The 16,336-nt window shown below is 71.1% G+C and carries 13 protein-coding genes and 1 pseudogene; all 14 read left to right on the forward strand.

Annotated elements, in window-relative coordinates:
• Nucleotides 1-180 (forward strand): annotated as a pseudogene (locus tag KTR66_RS24135) (hypothetical protein); the annotation flags it as partial.
• A gap of 84 nt (nt 181-264) precedes the next feature.
• Nucleotides 265-2,133 (forward strand): penicillin-binding protein 2, encoded by a 1,869-nt coding sequence (locus KTR66_RS24140; protein WP_213617314.1) that lies wholly within the window; start codon nt 265-267, stop codon nt 2,131-2,133.
• Nucleotides 2,066-3,580, forward strand: coding sequence for a UDP-N-acetylmuramoyl-L-alanyl-D-glutamate--2,6-diaminopimelate ligase (locus tag KTR66_RS24145; RefSeq protein WP_213617332.1), 1,515 nt, complete (start codon nt 2,066-2,068; stop codon nt 3,578-3,580). The genes KTR66_RS24140 and KTR66_RS24145 overlap by 68 nt, the downstream gene beginning before the upstream one ends.
• Nucleotides 3,577-4,962 carry a UDP-N-acetylmuramoyl-tripeptide--D-alanyl-D-alanine ligase gene (murF, locus tag KTR66_RS24150; RefSeq protein ID WP_213617316.1) on the forward strand — a complete coding sequence of 462 codons (1,386 nt, stop codon included), beginning with the start codon at nt 3,577-3,579 and terminating at the stop codon, nt 4,960-4,962. Before KTR66_RS24145 ends, murF begins: the two co-directional genes overlap by 4 nt.
• Nucleotides 4,959-6,047, forward strand: a complete 1,089-nt coding sequence (gene mraY / locus KTR66_RS24155; RefSeq protein WP_213617318.1) for a phospho-N-acetylmuramoyl-pentapeptide-transferase — start codon at nt 4,959-4,961, stop codon at nt 6,045-6,047. Before murF ends, mraY begins: the two co-directional genes overlap by 4 nt.
• Nucleotides 6,044-7,399 (forward strand): UDP-N-acetylmuramoyl-L-alanine--D-glutamate ligase, encoded by a 1,356-nt coding sequence (murD, locus tag KTR66_RS24160; RefSeq protein WP_213617320.1) that lies wholly within the window; start codon nt 6,044-6,046, stop codon nt 7,397-7,399. The genes mraY and murD overlap by 4 nt, the downstream gene beginning before the upstream one ends.
• Nucleotides 7,396-8,550 (forward strand): FtsW/RodA/SpoVE family cell cycle protein, encoded by a 1,155-nt coding sequence (locus tag KTR66_RS24165; RefSeq protein WP_213617333.1) that lies wholly within the window; start codon nt 7,396-7,398, stop codon nt 8,548-8,550. Before murD ends, KTR66_RS24165 begins: the two co-directional genes overlap by 4 nt.
• 11 nt (nt 8,551-8,561) lie before the next feature.
• Nucleotides 8,562-9,677 carry an undecaprenyldiphospho-muramoylpentapeptide beta-N-acetylglucosaminyltransferase gene (gene murG / locus KTR66_RS24170; protein ID WP_249732412.1) on the forward strand — a complete coding sequence of 372 codons (1,116 nt, stop codon included), beginning with the start codon at nt 8,562-8,564 and terminating at the stop codon, nt 9,675-9,677.
• An 82-nt stretch (nt 9,678-9,759) separates the two neighbouring features.
• Entirely contained in the window at nt 9,760-11,202 is a 1,443-nt protein-coding gene (murC, locus tag KTR66_RS24175) for a UDP-N-acetylmuramate--L-alanine ligase (RefSeq protein ID WP_213617324.1), read from the forward strand.
• Nucleotides 11,199-12,104 carry a UDP-N-acetylmuramate dehydrogenase gene (murB, locus tag KTR66_RS24180; protein ID WP_371819207.1) on the forward strand — a complete coding sequence of 302 codons (906 nt, stop codon included), beginning with the start codon at nt 11,199-11,201 and terminating at the stop codon, nt 12,102-12,104. The genes murC and murB overlap by 4 nt, the downstream gene beginning before the upstream one ends.
• Nucleotides 12,101-13,054: a D-alanine--D-alanine ligase gene (locus KTR66_RS24185; protein ID WP_213617328.1), complete on the forward strand. Its 954-nt coding sequence runs from the start codon at nt 12,101-12,103 to the stop codon at nt 13,052-13,054. Before murB ends, KTR66_RS24185 begins: the two co-directional genes overlap by 4 nt.
• Nucleotides 13,044-13,922, forward strand: coding sequence for a cell division protein FtsQ/DivIB (locus KTR66_RS24190; protein WP_213617329.1), 879 nt, complete (start codon nt 13,044-13,046; stop codon nt 13,920-13,922). Before KTR66_RS24185 ends, KTR66_RS24190 begins: the two co-directional genes overlap by 11 nt.
• Nucleotides 13,919-15,223, forward strand: coding sequence for a cell division protein FtsA (gene ftsA, locus KTR66_RS24195; protein WP_213617330.1), 1,305 nt, complete (start codon nt 13,919-13,921; stop codon nt 15,221-15,223). The genes KTR66_RS24190 and ftsA overlap by 4 nt, the downstream gene beginning before the upstream one ends.
• 105 nt (nt 15,224-15,328) lie before the next feature.
• Nucleotides 15,329-16,336 (forward strand): cell division protein FtsZ (gene ftsZ / locus KTR66_RS24200; RefSeq protein ID WP_213617331.1); only part of this gene is annotated, 1,008 nt, incomplete at its 3' end.

The following is a 16,336-nucleotide window of genomic DNA, read 5'->3' on the forward strand; positions in this document are numbered from 1 at the left end:
GCCACCGCTCCCGCCCCGCGCGCGCCCACGGCGCCCGTCGCGCAGGCCCAGGCGCAGCCCCGCCCCGCCCCCGTGGCCCCGCCCGTGCGCACCGCGCTTCACGTGCAGCCCGCCTCCACCGGATCGCTGCTCGGCGTCGGCGCCGGCAGTCTTCCGCCCCCGGTGCCCTTCAATCGATGAGCGACCTCCCCCCCCCCCTCCCCCCACTCGATCCCGCATCACCGGGCCGAGACGCCGCGCCCGACGGAGAGCGCCTCGCGCGCCATGGTGCGTGTCAGCGGCAACGGGGCGACGCATCAGCGCCGCATGCCGGGGCGGCTGCTCTTCGCCTCGATCGGCTTCGGCGTGCTGTTCATCGCGATCGGCGTGAAGCTGACCGACGCCACCATCCTCTCGCCCGCCCCGTCGCGCATCGCGCAGGCGCCGCGCCTGCCGCCGGCCGAGCCGCCGGTGAGCCGCGCCGCCATCACCGACCGCAATGGCGAAGTGCTCGCCGTGACCGTGCGCGGCACCGCGCTCTATGCGCGGCCCGCCGAGATCGACAATCCGGCGCGCGTGGCCGACCAGCTGGTGCGCATCCTGCCGCATCTGGAGCGTGACCGTGTGCTGGCGCGCATCAGCCCGCCGCGGCAATTCGCCTATCTCGACCGCTTCATCACGCCGCGCCAGCAGCAGGCGATCAACGACCTCGGCATCCTCGGCCTGTATTTCGAGACGGCCGAGCGCCGCACCTATCCCCGCGGCCGTGACGCTGCCCATGTGCTGGGTGCCGTGGATGTGGATGGCGAGGGCATCGCGGGCGTCGAGAAATGGTATGATGAGCGCCTGCGCGTGACGCGTGACCCGCTGCGGCTCGCCATCGACATCCGCATCCAGCGCGAGCTGCGCGAGGCGCTGGAATGGTCCATCGAGCGCTTCAACGCGATCGGCGGCTCGGCCATCCTGATGGATGTGAACACGGCCGAAGTGCTGGGCATGGTGAGCCTGCCCGATTTCGCCGCCGCCAACCTCGCCACCGCACCGGCCGAGCAGCGCTTCAACCGCGCGGTGACCGGCGTCTACGAGCCGGGCTCCACCTTCAAGCTCTTCACCGCCGCCATGGCGCTGGAGGAGGGGCGCGTCACGCTCTCGGGCGGCTTCGACGCCTCCCGCCCCATCCGCATCGGGCGGCACGAGATCAACGACTTCAAGGGCAAGAACCGCTGGCTCTCGCTGCCCGAGATCATCGCCTATTCGTCGAACCTCGCCAGCGCGCATATGGCGATGGCGGTGGGCCCGACGCGGCACCGCGAATTCATGGGCCGCATCGGCATGCTGAGCCGCAGCGGCATCGAGCTGCCGGAATCGGCGGCCACCCTCGCGCCCTCGCAGCGCAACTGGCGCGACATCAACACCATGACCATCGGCTTCGGCCATGGCATCTCGGTCACGCCGCTGCACATCGTGAATGGTGTGACGGCCATGGCCAATGGCGGCACGCTGCGCAGCCCGACCATCCTCGCCGTTCCGCCGGGCGTGGAGCGCGAGGGAACGCGCGTGATCAGCGAGCGCACCTCGGAGCAGCTGCGCCGGCTGATGCGCGTGGCCGTCACCGACGGCTCGGGCCGCCAGGCCGACAGCCCGGGCTATTTCGTCGGCGGCAAGACCGGCACGGCGCAGAAGACCAATGAGCGCGGGCAGTACCAGGAAAACCGCCGCATCTCCTCCTTCGTCGGCGCCTTCCCGATGAATGCGCCGCGCTATGCGCTGCATGTGCTGGTGGACGAGCCCAAGCCCCGCGCCGATACCGGCGGCTATGCGACGGCGGGCGTGGTCGCCGCCCCCACCGCGCGCCGCGTGGTGGAGCGCGTGGCGCCGCTGCTCGGCATGGTGCCGGAGACGGACCGCATCCCGCAGATCCAGGCCACGATCGCGCTGCCGCTGAACGGCAGGGCGCGCCCCGCGACCGCCGCCGCGCCCGCACCGCGCCCGGCGGCGACGGCGCCCACCCCCGCCATGCTGCCGCGCACCCCCGCGCCGAGCTTGGATCAGCCCGCTCCCCCCATCCGCCGCACCGACGTGAATGATGGCATCGCGATGCCACGGCTCGTCCTCGCGCCCATCTCCCCCGAGACAGGCCGTGCCGCGCGATGAGCTCCGTGCCCTGTTCCCCGGCCTGAGCGCCGAGGACCTCCAGGGGATCACGGCGGATAGCCGTGCCGTGAAGCCGGGCTTCCTGTTTGCCGCCCTGCCCGGCAGCAAGGCGGATGGCAGGCGCTTCATCGCCGATGCGGTGGCCGCCGGCGCCGCCGCCGTGCTGGCGCCCGAGGGCACGGCCTGGCCGGCCGATGTGCCGCCGCGCCCCCTGCTGGCGAGCCCCGATCCGCGCCGCACGCTGGCGCTGATCGCCGCCGCCTTTCATGGCGCGCAGCCCGAGCGCGTCATCGCCATCACCGGCACCAACGGCAAGACCAGCACGGCGGATTTCCTGCGGCAGCTCATGGGCGCGCATGCGGCCTCGCTCGGCACGCTGGGCCTGATCGCGCCGGGCTTCCCGCCGGGCGAGAGCCTGACGACGCCAGACCCGGTGAAGCTGCATGCCACGCTGGCCGCGCTGCATCGCGCCGGCATCACGGATCTCGCCATCGAGGCGAGTTCGCATGGGCTCGACCAGCGGCGGCTGGATGGCGTGCGGCTGGCGGCGGCCGGCTTCACCAACCTGACGCGCGATCATCTCGACTACCACGGCAGCATGGCGGCCTATCGCGCGGCCAAGCTGCGCCTCTTCGAAACGCTGCTGCCGGAGGGCGCGCCCGCGGTGCTGCACGCGGAGATGGACGCCGAGACGCTGGCTGCACTGCGCGGGATCATCGCCGCGCGACGCCTGCGCGGCATCGAGGTGGGTGAGACGGGGCGTGACCTGCGGCTGGTGGCGCAGCGCGCCTTGCCGGGCGGGCAGGTGCTGGCGCTGGAGGGCTTCGGCGAGCGCGCCGAGGTGACGCTCTCTGTCCCTGGCCGTTTCCAGGCGGACAACGCGCTGGTGGCCGCGGCACTCGCCATCGGGCTGGGGCACGCAGCTTCGCGGGTGGTCGAGGACCTTGCCCGGCTGGCACCCGTTCGAGGCCGGATGGAACTCGCCGCCACGCTGCCGCATGGCGCGGCCGTCTATGTGGATTACGCGCACACGCCCGACGCGCTGACGCGGCTGCTGACGGCGCTGCGGCCGCATCTGGGCGCGGGGGGCAAGCTGCATGTGCTGTTCGGCGCGGGCGGCGACCGTGATCCGGGCAAGCGGCCGCTGATGGGTGCGGCCGCCGCCGCCGGCGCGGATGTGGTCTGGGTGACGGACGACAATCCACGCAGCGAGGACCCGGCGCTGATCCGCGCCGCCATCCTGGCTGCCGCACCCGGCGCGCGCGACGCGGGCGAGCGCGAGGCGGCCATCGCGCGTGCGCTCGATGCGCTTGGGCCAGGCGACGTTCTGGCGGTGGCCGGCAAGGGGCATGAGAGCGGGCAGACCATCGCGGGCGTCACCATGCCCTTCGACGATGCCGAAGTGGTGCGCCGCCTCACGGGTGCCCTTGGGGGGAGCCGGGCATGACGCCGCTCTGGACCGCCGGGGAACTGCGCGAGGCGACGGAGGGGAGTTGCGCGGATGAGCTTGCCGTCACCGGTGTCTCGATCGACACGCGCACCGTCCAGCCCGGCGACCTCTTCGTGGCGCTGCGCGATGCGCGCGACGGGCATGATTTCGTGGAGCAGGCCTTCGCGCGTGGCGCTTCGGCCATGGTGGATCGCGACATGCCGGGTCCCGTGCTGCGCGTGGCCGATACGCTGGCGGGGCTGACGGCGCTGGGGGCGGCCGGCCGCGCGCGGATGGAAGGGCGCGTCATCGCCGTCACCGGCAGCGTCGGCAAGACGACGACGAAGGAGATGCTGAAGCGCGCACTCGGCGCGCTTGGGCCCGCGCATGCCTCGGTGGCCAGCTACAACAACCAATGGGGCGTGCCGCTGACGCTGGCCCGCATGCCGCGCGGCACGGAATGGGCCGCCATCGAGATCGGCATGAATCACCGGCATGAGATCGCGCCGCTCTCGCGCCTGACGCGGCCGCATGTGGTGATCGTCACCGCCATCGGCACCGCGCATATCGGCCATCTCGGCAGCCAGGAGGCGATCGCGGACGAGAAGGCCGAGATCGCGGCCGGGATCGAGCCCGGCGGCATCGCCATCCTGCCGCAGGACAGCCCCTTCTTCGCGCGCATGGCCGCCGTGGCGGAGAGTTGCGGCGCCACCGTGGTGGGCTTCGGCGAAAGCCCCGAGGCCTCGGCGCGGATGCTGAACTGGCGCGGCATAGACAGCGCGAGCGAGGCGGAATTCGCGCTCTCCGGCCGGCATGTGACGGTGCGGCTCGAACAGCCTGGCAAGCACATGGCGTTGAACGCGCTGGCGGCACTCGCCGCGATCCAGGCCGCGGGCGGCGACACGGGCCTCGCCGCCGCCGCCCTCTCCGGCTTCGGCGCGGGCGCGGGGCGCGGGGAGATGCGCCGGATCGCGACGCCGGACGGCGGCACCGCGCTGCTGCTGGATGAGAGCTACAACGCGTCCGACAGCGCGATCCGCGCGGCGCTTGCGGTGCTGGCGGCGCAGAAGGCGAAGCGGCGCATCGCCGTGCTGGGCGACATGCGCGAGCTGGGCGAATTCGGCCCCGATCTGCATCGCGCGCTGGCCCCGGATGCAGCCCGCGCGGCCGAACTGGTCTTTGCATGCGGCCCGCTGATGCGGCATCTGTTCGACGCGCTGCCGGCCTCGGCCCAGGGAATCCATACCGAGGACGCGGCCAGCCTTGCGCCGCTTGCCGCCGCGGCGCTGCGTGATGGCGATGCCGTCCTGGTGAAGGGTTCGCTCGGCATGCGCATGGTCCAGATCATCGCCGCCCTCACCGGGTCCCAGGTGGGCGGTTCCAAGAGGAATGATTCATGATTCCGCTGCTGCTCTCTCCGCTCGCGGATGAGTTCATCCTCTTCAACCTCGCGCGCTACCTCACCTTCCGCGCGGGGGCGGCCTGCATGACGGCGCTGCTCGTCTCCCTCGTTTTCGGCAAGTCGGTCATCGAATGGCTGCGCAGCTTCCAGCGCGGCGGACAGCCGATCCGCGAGGACGGGCCGCAGAGCCACCTCATCACCAAGAAGGGCACGCCCACCATGGGCGGCGTGCTGATCCTGCTCTCGCTCTCGGTCTCGGTGCTGCTGTGGGCCGATCTGCGCAACGGCTTCGTCTGGGCCGTGCTCTTCGTCACGCTGGGCTATGGCGCGCTGGGCTTCGTGGATGACTGGCTGAAGGTGACCAAGCGCAACACCAAGGGCGTCTCGGGCCGCGCCAAGCTTGTGGCGCAGGGCGGCATCGCCTTCATCGCGGCCCTCTGGTTCATGTGGCTGCTGCCGCCCGGCCTCTCGGACAACATGGCGGTGCCCTTCCTGAAGGAGCTGCTGATTCCGCTCAGCATCCTGTTCCCCTTCGTGGCCGCCTTCGTGATGATGGGCTCCTCCAATGCGGTGAACCTGACGGATGGGCTGGACGGGCTCGCCATCGTGCCAGTGATGATCGCGGCCGCGGTCTTCGCGCTGATCGCCTATCTGGTCGGCAACCGCATCTTCGCCGACTACCTGCAGCTGCATGGCGTGCCAGGCGCCGGCGAGCTGGCCGTCTTCTGCTCGGCGCTCATCGGCGCCTCGCTGGGCTTCCTCTGGTTCAACGCGCCGCCCGCCGCCGTCTTCATGGGTGATACGGGCAGTCTCGCGCTGGGCGGCGCGCTGGGCTCCATCGCCGTCGCCACCAAGCATGAGATCGTGCTGGCGATCGTGGGTGGCCTGTTCGTGGTGGAGACGCTCTCCGTCGTCATCCAGGTGTTCTGGTACAAGCGCACGGGGCGGCGCGTCTTCCTCATGGCGCCGCTGCATCACCATTTCGAAAAGAAGGGCTGGGCCGAACCCACCATCGTGATCCGCTTCTGGATCATCGCGATGGTGCTCGGGCTGATCGGGCTCTCGACCTTGAAGATCCGATGACGCCCTTCGCAGGCCAGCGCGTCGCCGTCGTGGGGCTCGGCAAGGCCGGGCTTCCGGCCGCGCGCCGCCTGCGCGAATGGGGCGCGGATGTGACCTGCTGGGATGATGGCGAGGCGGCGCGGGCCGAGGCCGCGGCGCTGGGGCTGCATGTCGCGGACCCGGCGCTGGGCTTCGATTTCGACGCGCTGCTGCTTTCGCCCGGCATTCCGCACATCCTGCCGCGCGTGCATCCTGCGGCGGCCGCGGCGCGGGCGGCGGGCAAGCCGATCCTCGCCGATGTGGAGTTCCTGTTCCGGGCGGTGCGGGCCGCGGGCAGCCGGGCGCGTTTCGTCGGCATCACCGGCACCAATGGCAAGAGCACGACGACGGCGCTGCTGGGCCACCTGCTGGAGCGCGCGGGCGTGCCGGTCGAGGTCGGCGGCAATCTCGGTCCCGCCGCGCTGGACATGCGAATCCTGGGCGATGACGGCGTGTATGTGCTCGAAATGTCCAGCTATATGCTGGAACGAATCGCCGATCTTCGATTCAATGCGGCGGCGATGCTCAACCTCTCGCCGGATCATCTGGACCGCCATGGCGACATGGCCGGCTATCGCGCCGCCAAGGCGCGGATCTTCGCGCGCCAGACGCGCGAGGATGTGGCGGTGCTCGGCCAGGATGACGACGCGACGGCGAGCCTGCGCGGCGCGCTGACGGCGCGCTGCGTGCCCGTCTCGGGTCATGCGGCGCAGCCGGGCGGCATCTGGGCCGAGGGCGCGCTGCTGCGCGACGATCAGGGCATGATCGCGGACCTCGCCGCCTGCCCTACCCTGCCCGGCGCGCACAACGCGCAGAATGCGGCGGCGGCTTCGGCGCTGGCACTCGCCCTGGGGCTGCCGCGCGCGGGGCTGGCGCAGGGCCTGGCCACCTATCCAGGCCTGCCGCACCGGCAGGAGCAGGTGGGGCGCATCGGCGCCGTCCGCTTCGTGAATGACAGCAAGGCCACCAATGCCGACAGCGCGGCGCGCGCGCTGGCGAGCTATGACCGCATCCTCTGGATCGCCGGCGGCATGGGCAAGGAGGGCGGCATCGCGCCGCTCGCCGAATATTTTCCACGCATCGCGGAAGCCTTCCTGATCGGGCGTGATGCGCCCGAATTCGCCGCCACGCTCGCCGCGCATGGCGTGGCGCACCGGATGTGCGGCACGCTGGCGGAAGCCGTGCCCGCCGCCGCCGCCGCCGCGAAATCCGGCGCGGCGGATGTCGTGCTTCTCTCGCCCGCCGCCGCCTCCTGGGACCAGTTCACCGGCTTCGACGCGCGCGGCGATGCCTTCCGCGCCTTGGTCCGCGCCCTGCCCGGAGTGGAATTCTGATGGCCGTCTCCCGCACCGACACTTCGACGCTGGGCCGCTGGTGGTGGAGCGTGGACCGCTGGACGCTGGGCGCGCTGCTCGCCCTCATCGCCATCGGCTATGTCATGATGCTGGCGGCCTCGCCCGCCGTGGCGCAGCGCATCGGCGCCAGCTCGCGGCACATGTTCCTGGAGCGCCAGGTCTTCTACTCCACCCTCGCCGTGATCGTGATGGTGGGCTGCTCGCTGCTCGACACGCGCTGGGTGCGCAGGCTCGCCATCCTGGGTGCCATCGGCGCGCTGGGGCTGACGGCACTCACCTTGGTGGCGGGCACCGAGATCAAGGGCGCGCGCCGCTGGCTCTCGCTGCCGGGCATGTCGCTGCAGCCCTCCGAATTCCTGAAGCCCTGCCTTGCCGTGGTCTGCGCCTGGCTGATGGCCGAGGGCAAGCGCTCGCGCCGCTTTCCAGGGCTGATCCTCGCCTTCCTGCTGATCGGCATCGTTGCCGTCCTGCTGAAGCAGCAGCCCGATATCGGCATGCTGGCCGTGATCGTGGCGGTGTTCCTGGCGCAGGTCTTCGTCTCGGGCATCAACCTGATGTGGGTCTTCGCGGGGGCTGGCTGCGTCGCCGGCCTCGCCGTGCTGGCCTTCACCCTGCATGGGCATGTGCGTTCCCGCGTGCAGCGCTTCCTCGACCCCGAGGCGGGCGACAATTTCCAGATCCGCATGTCGCTGGAAGCCTTCGGCAATGGCGGCCTCTTCGGGCGCGGCCCGGGTGAGGGGCGCGTGAAGGACGCGCTGCCGGATGCGCATGCCGACTTCGTCTTTCCGGTGGCGGCGGAGGAATTCGGGCTGATCGCCTGCCTCATCATCCTCGCCATCTTCGCCTTCATCGTGATCCGCGGCCTGGTGCGGTTGATGAGCGAGCGCGACATCTTCGTGGCCCTGGCGGCGACCGGCCTCTTGGTCCAGTTCGGGCTGCAGGCCTTCATCAACATGGGCTCCTCCCTGCACCTCATCCCGACCAAGGGCATGACGCTGCCCTTCGTGAGCTATGGCGGTTCCTCCTCCATCGCGCTCGCCATCGGCATGGGCTTCCTGCTGGCGCTGACGCGCCGGCGCAGCGCCAGGGCGGAAGAGGCGCCGCCCTTCGCCCAACCCGTGCCGACATGAGGGGGCCCGCCATGCGCCCCATCGCCATCGCCGCCGGGGGCACCGGCGGCCATCTGTTTCCGGCGGAGGCGCTGGCCGCCGAGCTTTCCGCGCGCGGCGAGCGCATCGTGCTCTTCACCGATGCGCGCTCCGCCGCCTTCGACAGCCCGGCCTTTGCCAATGCCGAGCGCTTCGTGCTGAAGGGCGAGGGCATTGCGGGCCGCAATCTGCTGAAGGCGGCGAAGGGGGCTGCGCTGCTGGCCTCGGGCATGATGACGGCGCGCGGCTTGCTGAAGCGGCTGGATGCGGCGGCGGTGGTGGGCTTCGGGGGTTATCCCGCGATTCCGCCGGCGCTGGCCGCCCTCAGCCTCGGCAAGCGGCGGCCAGCGCTGATCCTGCATGAGCAGAATGCCGTGCTGGGCCGCGCCAATCGCGCGCTCGCCACGCGGGCGGAGCTGCTGGCGCTGGCCTATGAGGAGACGGCGCGCGTGCCCGAAGGGGCACGGACGCGCTGGGTGGGCAATCCGGTGCGGCCGGCGCTGGCGGCACTCGCGGGTGGCGGCTATCCGCCGGCGGATGGGCCGCTGCGCCTGCTGGTGACAGGCGGTTCGCTGGGGGCGCGCGTGTTTGCCGATCTCGTGCCCGCTGCCATCGCCGCCCTGCCCGATTCCATTCGTGGGCGGCTGCTCATCGCGCAGCAATGTCGCGTCGAGGATCTGGAGCGCGTGCGCGCCGCCTATTCCGAGACCGGCATCCCGGTGGAACTCTCGCCCTTCTTCCCCGATATCGCGGGGCGGCTCGCCAATGCGCATCTGGTGATTGCGCGCGCCGGTGCCTCGACCGTGGCCGAGATTGCCTGTGCGGGGCGGCCCTCGCTGCTGGTGCCGCTGCCATCCGCCATCGACAACCATCAGGTCGCCAATGCGCGCGCGCTGGAGGCGGCCGGCGCCGCGCTCGTGCTGCCCCAGGCGACCACGAATCCGGCGCGGCTGACGCAATTATTGGCGGAATGGCTGGGCTCGCCCGAGAGGCTTGCCGAAGCGGCCCGGCATGCGGCATCCCTCGCCCGCCCCCAGGCGGCGCGGGAGCTGGCGGACCTCGTCCTCGCCCACGCCGCCCGAACCCAAGCCACCCAGGAATCCCGCTGATGCGCGCGCTGCCACTTTCCATCGGGACCATCCATTTCGTCGGGAGCGCCCGCCGCGGAGCGGCGCTGGAAGGAAGCCGCTGATGCGCGCGCTCCCTCTTTCGATTGGGACCATCCATTTCGTCGGGATCGGCGGCATCGGCATGTCGGGCATTGCCGAGGTGCTGCACAATCTGGGCTATGCCGTGCAGGGCAGCGACATCGCGGAGGGCTACAATGTGGCGCGCCTGCGCGAGGCCGGCATTCCGGTGATGATCGGCCATGCGGCCGAGAACCTCCGCAATGCGCAGGTCGTCGTCGTCAGCACGGCGGTGAAGAAGGACAATCCGGAGGTTCAGGCGGCGCGGCGGCGCCTGCTGCCGGTGGTGCGGCGGGCCGAGATGCTGGCCGAACTCATGCGCCTGAAATGGGGCATCGCGGTCGGCGGCACGCATGGCAAGACGACGACGACGAGCCTGATCGCCTGCGTGCTGGAGCAGGCGCGGTTGGATCCGACCGTCATCAATGGCGGCATCATCAATGCCTATGGCACCAACACGCGCATGGGCACGGGCGAGTGGATGGTGGTCGAGGCCGATGAGAGCGATGGCAGCTTCCTCCGCCTGCCCAGCACCGTCGCGGTCGTCACCAACATGGATGCGGAACACCTGGACCATTGGGGGACGGAGGACGCGATGCGCGAGGGCTATGCGCAATTCGTCGGCAATATCCCCTTCTATGGCTTCGCCGTGCTCTGCGCCGACCATCCGGCGGTGCAGGCGATGATCCCGAAGCTCGACCGGCGCCTGGTCACCTATGGCTTCTCGCCCCAGGCCGATGTGCGGGCCGAGAAGGTGCTGACCAACCGGATGGGTGCGAGCTTCGAGGTCACGGTGCAGGACCGCGTGACGGGGCGCGCGCGCACCATGCAGCCCTTCCGCCTGCCCATGCTGGGGCAGCACAATGTGCAGAACGCGCTGGCCGCCATCGCCATCGGCGTCGAGATGGATGTGCCGGAGGATGTGATCCGCGCCGCGCTCGCCGGTTTCAAGGGCGTGAAGCGCCGCTTCACCCGCGTGGGCGAGACGGGCGGGATCACGGTGATTGACGATTACGGCCACCATCCGGTGGAGATCGCGGCCGTGCTGAAGGCGGCGCGCCAAGCGGGCGCGCGGGATGTGATCGCGGTGGTGCAGCCGCACCGCTATTCGCGCCTCAATCAGCTGTTTACCGAATTCTGCACCTGCATGAATGATGCGGGCAGTGTGATCGTGGCCGATGTCTATGCCGCGGGTGAATCGCCCATCGAGGGCGCGGACAAGGATGCGCTGGTGGAGGGGCTGCGCGCCGCCGGCCATCGCAGCGTGGTGCCGCTGCCCGAGCCCGCGAGCCTGCCCGAGATGATCAACGCCATGGCCAAGCCGGGCGACTACGTGATCTGCCTGGGCGCGGGCACCATTACCAATTGGGCGCATGCGCTGCCGGCGCAGCTGGCCGAGCTGCAATCCCAGGCGGGGGCGCGCGTCTCGCCGCTCAAGCGCGCATGAAGCCCATGGCCGCCACCCGCGCCATGCCGGTGATCCGCGGCCGCGTGGAGGCGGCGGCACCGCTCGCCCCCTTCACCTGGTTCCGCGTGGGCGGGCCGGCGGAGTGGCTGGCGCGCCCGGCGGATGTGGAGGATCTGCTGGCGCTGCTGGCGGCCCTCGACCCCGCGATGGAGCTGACGGTGCTGGGCGCGGCGTCCAATCTCATCATCCGCGATGGCGGCGTGCCGGGCGTGGTGCTGCGGCTGCCGGCGCGCGGCTTCGGCGGCGTGACGGTGGAGGCGGATGGCGTGGTGGCGGGTGCCGCGGCGCTGGATGCGACGGTGGCGGAGCATGCGGCCGCCGCCGGGCTGGCGGGGCTGGAGTTCCTCAGCGGCATTCCGGGCAGCATCGGCGGCGCGATCGCGATGAATGCGGGCGCCTATGGGCGCGAGATCGTGGACGTTCTCGACTGGGCGGAGATCGCGACACCGGGCGGCCTGGTCCGGCTGGATGCGGCGGGGCTGGCGCTGGCCTATCGCCACGCGAGCCTGCCGGCGCGCGGCGTGGTGGTGCGGGCACGGCTCAGCGCCACGCCGGGCGATGCCGCCGCCATCGCGGCCCGCATGGCCGAGATCCGCAACGCGCGCGAGGCGACGCAGCCCGTGCGCGCGCGCACCGGCGGCAGCACCTTCCGCAACCCCGAGGGGCACAAGGCCTGGGCGCTGATTGACGCCGCCGGGTGCCGCGGCCTCACGCGCGGCGGCGCGCAGGTCAGCGAGAAGCATTGCAACTTCCTGCTCAACACGGGCGGCGCGACCGCGGCCGATCTGGAGGGCCTGGGCGAGGAGGTCCGCGCGCGGGTTCTGGCGCAGTCGGGCGTGGATCTGCATTGGGAAATCAAGCGCATTGGAGTGCCGGCATGAACGCGATCACGCCCATGCGGAACGTCAGCCGCACGCATGTCGCGGTGCTCTATGGCGGCATCTCGGCGGAGCGGGAGGTCAGCCTCTCCACCGGCCAGCAGGTGATCGCCGCCCTGCGCGAGGCGGGCTTCGAGGTCTCGCCCATCGAGGTGACGCAGGATTTGCCGGCCACCATCGGCGCGCTGGCCGCGGCGAAGCCCGATGCCGTCTTCAATGCGCTGCATGGCCGCTTCGGCGAGGATGGCTGCATCCAGGGCGTGCTGGACTGGATGGGGCTGCCCTATACGCATTCGGGTGTGCGCGCCTCCTCCGTCGCGATGGACAAGGCGGCAGCCAAGGCCGTGTTCTCGGCGCATGGGCTGCCCGTCGCGGCGCATCGCGTCGTCTCGCCGGACGAACTGGCCGAGGCCGACCCCCTGCCGCTGCCTTACGTCGTGAAGCCTGTGGATGAGGGCAGCAGCGTCGGTGTTACCATCCTGCGCGAGGGCGACAACCGGCGCGAGGAGATCGCGCGCAGCTGGCGCTTCGGCAAGCGCATCATGGCGGAGAGCTTCATCCCCGGGCGCGAGCTGACCGTCGCCGTGATGGGCGAGGAGGCGCTGGCGGTCACCGAGATCGCGACCGGTAACGCCTTCTACGACTATGAGGCGAAATATGCCGATGGCGGCAGCCATCACGTGCTGCCGGCGCCGATCCATCCCGACATCACCGAAGAAGCGAAGCGCATCGCGGTCGCGGCGCATCGCGCGCTCGGCTGCCGCGGCGTCTCGCGCTCCGACTTCCGCTATGACGACACGCAGGGCGAGCCGGGGCGGCTCTATCTGCTGGAAGTGAACACGCAGCCGGGCATGACCCGCACCTCGCTGCTGCCCGAGCAGGCGGCGCATCGCGGTATCGCCTTCTCGGAACTCTGCGCCTGGATGATCGGGGAGGCGCGCCATGGCCCGTAAGCCCAGCGAGCCGACCACGCGCACGCGCACCGCGCCGCCGCCCAAGCGGCCCTCGGCCACGCGGCTCTGGTTCAAGAAGCGCCGCGCCTGGCTGCGCGGCATCGGCATGGTGACGCTGGCCGGCGTCACGGTCGGCGCCGGCGTGCTTGGCGTCATCGCGCTCGACCCCATGGCGCGGGTGCGGGAGACGACCTCCTGGCTCGCCGAACTCGGCCGCGGCCCCGGGCTTTCGGTGCAGGAGATCCGCATCGAGGGCCGCGAATTCGCCCCCCGCGAGGCGCTGCTCGCCGCCATCGGCATCACGCCGGGCGAGGCCATCCTGGATTTCGAACCCAGTGCCGCGAAGCAGCGGCTGGAGCAGATCGCCTGGGTGGAGACGGCGCATGTGGAGCGCCGCCTGCCCGGCACCATCCTGATCCGCATCACCGAACGCCGCGCCTTCGCCGTCTGGCAGCGCGAGGGCCGCTTCTCCGTCATTGATCGCGAAGGGCGCGTCATGGCGACGGAACGCCTCGAGGCCTTCGGCCCGCTCCCGCTGGTCGTCGGCATCGGCGCCGAGCGCGTGGCGGCGCCGATGGTGGACCTGCTGCGCAGCACGCCCGAGATCGCGGATCGCGTCCAGGCCATTATCCGCGTCTCCGAACGGCGCTGGAACCTCCGGCTGCACAATGGCGCCGACATCCTGCTGCCCGAGGGGCATGAGGAGGCCGCGATCACGCGCCTCGCCGAGCTTCAGGCGCGCGACCGCCTGCTGGATCGCCCGCTGGCCGCGGTGGATATGCGCCTGCCCGACCGCCTGGTGGTGCGCATGCAGACCGCGCCCCAGCCCACGCCCGCTTCCTCACCCGCACGGAGCCAACGCGGATGAACGAGATCGTTCGCTACCAGCCGCCCCATGCCGATGTGCCGACGCGCGGCATCAAGCTCGGGCGCGCACGGCCTGGGGTCTTCGGCGTGCTGGATATCGGCTCCACCAAGGTGGTCTGCCTGATCGCGCGCATCGAGAGCGACGGCACGCCGCGCGCGCTGGGCTTCGGCTGGCAGAAATCGCGCGGCGTGAAGGCCGGCTCCATCGTGGACATGGAGGAGGCGGAGCGCAGCATCCGCGCCGCCGTCGCCTCGGCCGAGGAGATGGCGGACACGCTGCTCAAGGGCGTCATCGTCAACCTCTCCTGCGGGCAGCCGGAGAGCCGGACGCACAACATCCTCTGGCAGGTGGGCGGCCGCGCCGCGACCATGGCGGACCTGAACGGCATCATGACCGAGGGCGTGCGCCGCACCCAGGCCGAGGGGCGCGAGGCGGTGCACAGCTTCCCGCTCGGCTTCACGGTGGATGCGACGGGCGGCGTGGATGACCCGCGCGGCATGGTCTGCGACACGCTGGGTGCCCGGCTGCATGTGCTGGATGCGGCGAGCCACGCGCTGTTCAACCTGGGCCAGTGCCTGCATCGCTGCGAGCTCGAAGTGGAGGAGATGGTCTCCTCCCCCTTCGCCGCCGGCCTCGCCACGCTCGTGGATGACGAGCGTGAGCTGGGTGCCGTCTGCGTGGATATGGGCGGCGGGACCACCAGCATCGCGGCCTTCGCCGAGGGCCGGCTGATGCACACGGCGCAGCTGCCCGTGGGCGGCTGGCAGGTGACGAATGACCTGGCCCGCGTGCTCTCCACGCCGATCAGCCATGCCGAGCGGCTGAAGACCATGCATGGCAGCGTGCTGGAAGCGGCCGAGGATCGCGGCGAGATGCTGCCCGTGCCCATGGTGGGCGAGGATGACGACCAGATCGCCCGCGTGCCGCGCGAAATGGTGGTGAAGATCATCCGCCCGCGCCTCGAGGAGAGCTTCGAGCTGCTGCGGGACCGGCTGGAGGGCAGCGGCCTGCCGGGCGAGATGCGCCGGCGGATCGTGCTGACGGGCGGCGCCAGCCAGCTCATCGGCGTGCGGGAGCTGGCCGGGCGGGTGCTGGGGCGCGAGGTGACGGTGCGGCTCGGCCGCCCCCGCCTGGTGCGCGGCCTGCCCGAGACGGCCTCCGGCCCCGGCTTCGCGTCGGCCATCGGCCTGCTGGCCTGGGCGGCCGGCGAGGGCAAGCCGATCCTGGAGCTGGTCCCGGCCCCCGCGCATACGCCGGGGCTGCTGCGCCGGGGCCTCGCCTGGCTGCGCGAGAGACTGTGAAGGATTTCCGAGCAGCCTCCTGTGGAAAACGGGGACAAGTCGGCTGTCTCGGGAAGACACGAATCGAAACCGGTGGTCTAACCTAGGCTGAGGAGAACCTGCCCCATGACCCTGAACCTGACCTTGCCGGTGACCCAGCACACGGATTTCTCGCCGCGCATCGCCGTGATCGGCGTGGGCGGGGGCGGCACCAATGCCGTCAACAACATGATCCATCTGGGCCTCGACGGCGTCGAGTTCATCGTGGCCAACACGGATGCCCAGGCGCTGGTGAACAGCCGCGCCGAGCGCCGCGTGCAGCTCGGCCCGCACCTCACGCAGGGCCTGGGCGCGGGGGCGAAGCCCGAGATCGGCCGCGCCGCCGCCGAGGAAGCGACCGATGAGCTGGCCCGCCACCTGGAAGGCTGCCACATGGTCTTCGTGACCGCCGGCATGGGCGGCGGCACGGGCACGGGTGCGGCCCCGGTCATCGCCCGCATGGCGCGCGAGCGCGGCATCCTCACCGTCGGCGTCGTCACCAAGCCTTTCGACTTCGAGGGGCCGAAGCGCCGGAAGTCCGCCGATGCGGGCCTCGAGGAGCTGCAGCAGTTCGTGGATACGCTGATCGTCATCCCGAACCAGAACCTGTTCAAGCTGGCGAATGACCGCACCACCTTCGCCGAAGCCTTCAAGATGGCCGACAACGTCCTCTACATGGGCGTGCGCGGCGTGACCGACCTGATGGTGAACCCCGGCCTCGTGAACCTCGACTTCGCCGATATCCGCACCGTCATGGCCGAGATGGGCAAGGCGATGATGGGCACGGGCGAGGCCGAGGGCGAGGGCCGCGCCACCCAGGCCGCCGATGCCGCCATCAACAACCCGCTGCTGGAGGATACCTCCATGCGCGGCGCCAAGGGCGTGCTGATCAACATCACGGGCGGCCTCGACATGACGCTGTTCGAGGTGGACGAGGCGATGGCCCGCATCCGCCGCGAGGTGGATGAGGATGTGAACATCATCTTCGGCTCGGCGATCGATGAGACGATGAATGGCCGTGTGCGCGTCTCGGTGGTCGCCACCGGCATCGACGTGGCGTCCATGGCCGCCAATCCGGCCGGCCCGCGCCTCGCT

Source organism: Roseococcus sp. SDR (assembly GCF_019083995.1).
In the GTDB taxonomy this organism is placed as follows: domain Bacteria; phylum Pseudomonadota; class Alphaproteobacteria; order Acetobacterales; family Acetobacteraceae; genus Roseococcus.

Bases quoted from the DNA above. Each gene is read 5' to 3' on its own strand.
- murC (WP_213617324.1), top strand. From the start codon at position 9,760: ATGCGCGCGCTCCCTCTTTCGATTGGGACCATCCATTTCGTCGGGATC.
- KTR66_RS24190 (WP_213617329.1), top strand. From the start codon at position 13,044: ATGGCCCGTAAGCCCAGCGAGCCGACCACGCGCACGCGCACCGCGCCG.
- ftsA (WP_213617330.1), top strand. From the start codon at position 13,919: ATGAACGAGATCGTTCGCTACCAGCCGCCCCATGCCGATGTGCCGACG.
- mraY (WP_213617318.1), top strand. From the start codon at position 4,959: ATGATTCCGCTGCTGCTCTCTCCGCTCGCGGATGAGTTCATCCTCTTC.
- murF (WP_213617316.1), top strand. From the start codon at position 3,577: ATGACGCCGCTCTGGACCGCCGGGGAACTGCGCGAGGCGACGGAGGGG.
- murD (WP_213617320.1), top strand. From the start codon at position 6,044: ATGACGCCCTTCGCAGGCCAGCGCGTCGCCGTCGTGGGGCTCGGCAAG.
- murB (WP_371819207.1), top strand. From the start codon at position 11,199: ATGAAGCCCATGGCCGCCACCCGCGCCATGCCGGTGATCCGCGGCCGC.
- KTR66_RS24140 (WP_213617314.1), top strand. From the start codon at position 265: ATGGTGCGTGTCAGCGGCAACGGGGCGACGCATCAGCGCCGCATGCCG.
- murG (WP_249732412.1), top strand. From the start codon at position 8,562: ATGCGCCCCATCGCCATCGCCGCCGGGGGCACCGGCGGCCATCTGTTT.
- KTR66_RS24145 (WP_213617332.1), top strand. From the start codon at position 2,066: ATGGCATCGCGATGCCACGGCTCGTCCTCGCGCCCATCTCCCCCGAGA.
- KTR66_RS24185 (WP_213617328.1), top strand. From the start codon at position 12,101: ATGAACGCGATCACGCCCATGCGGAACGTCAGCCGCACGCATGTCGCG.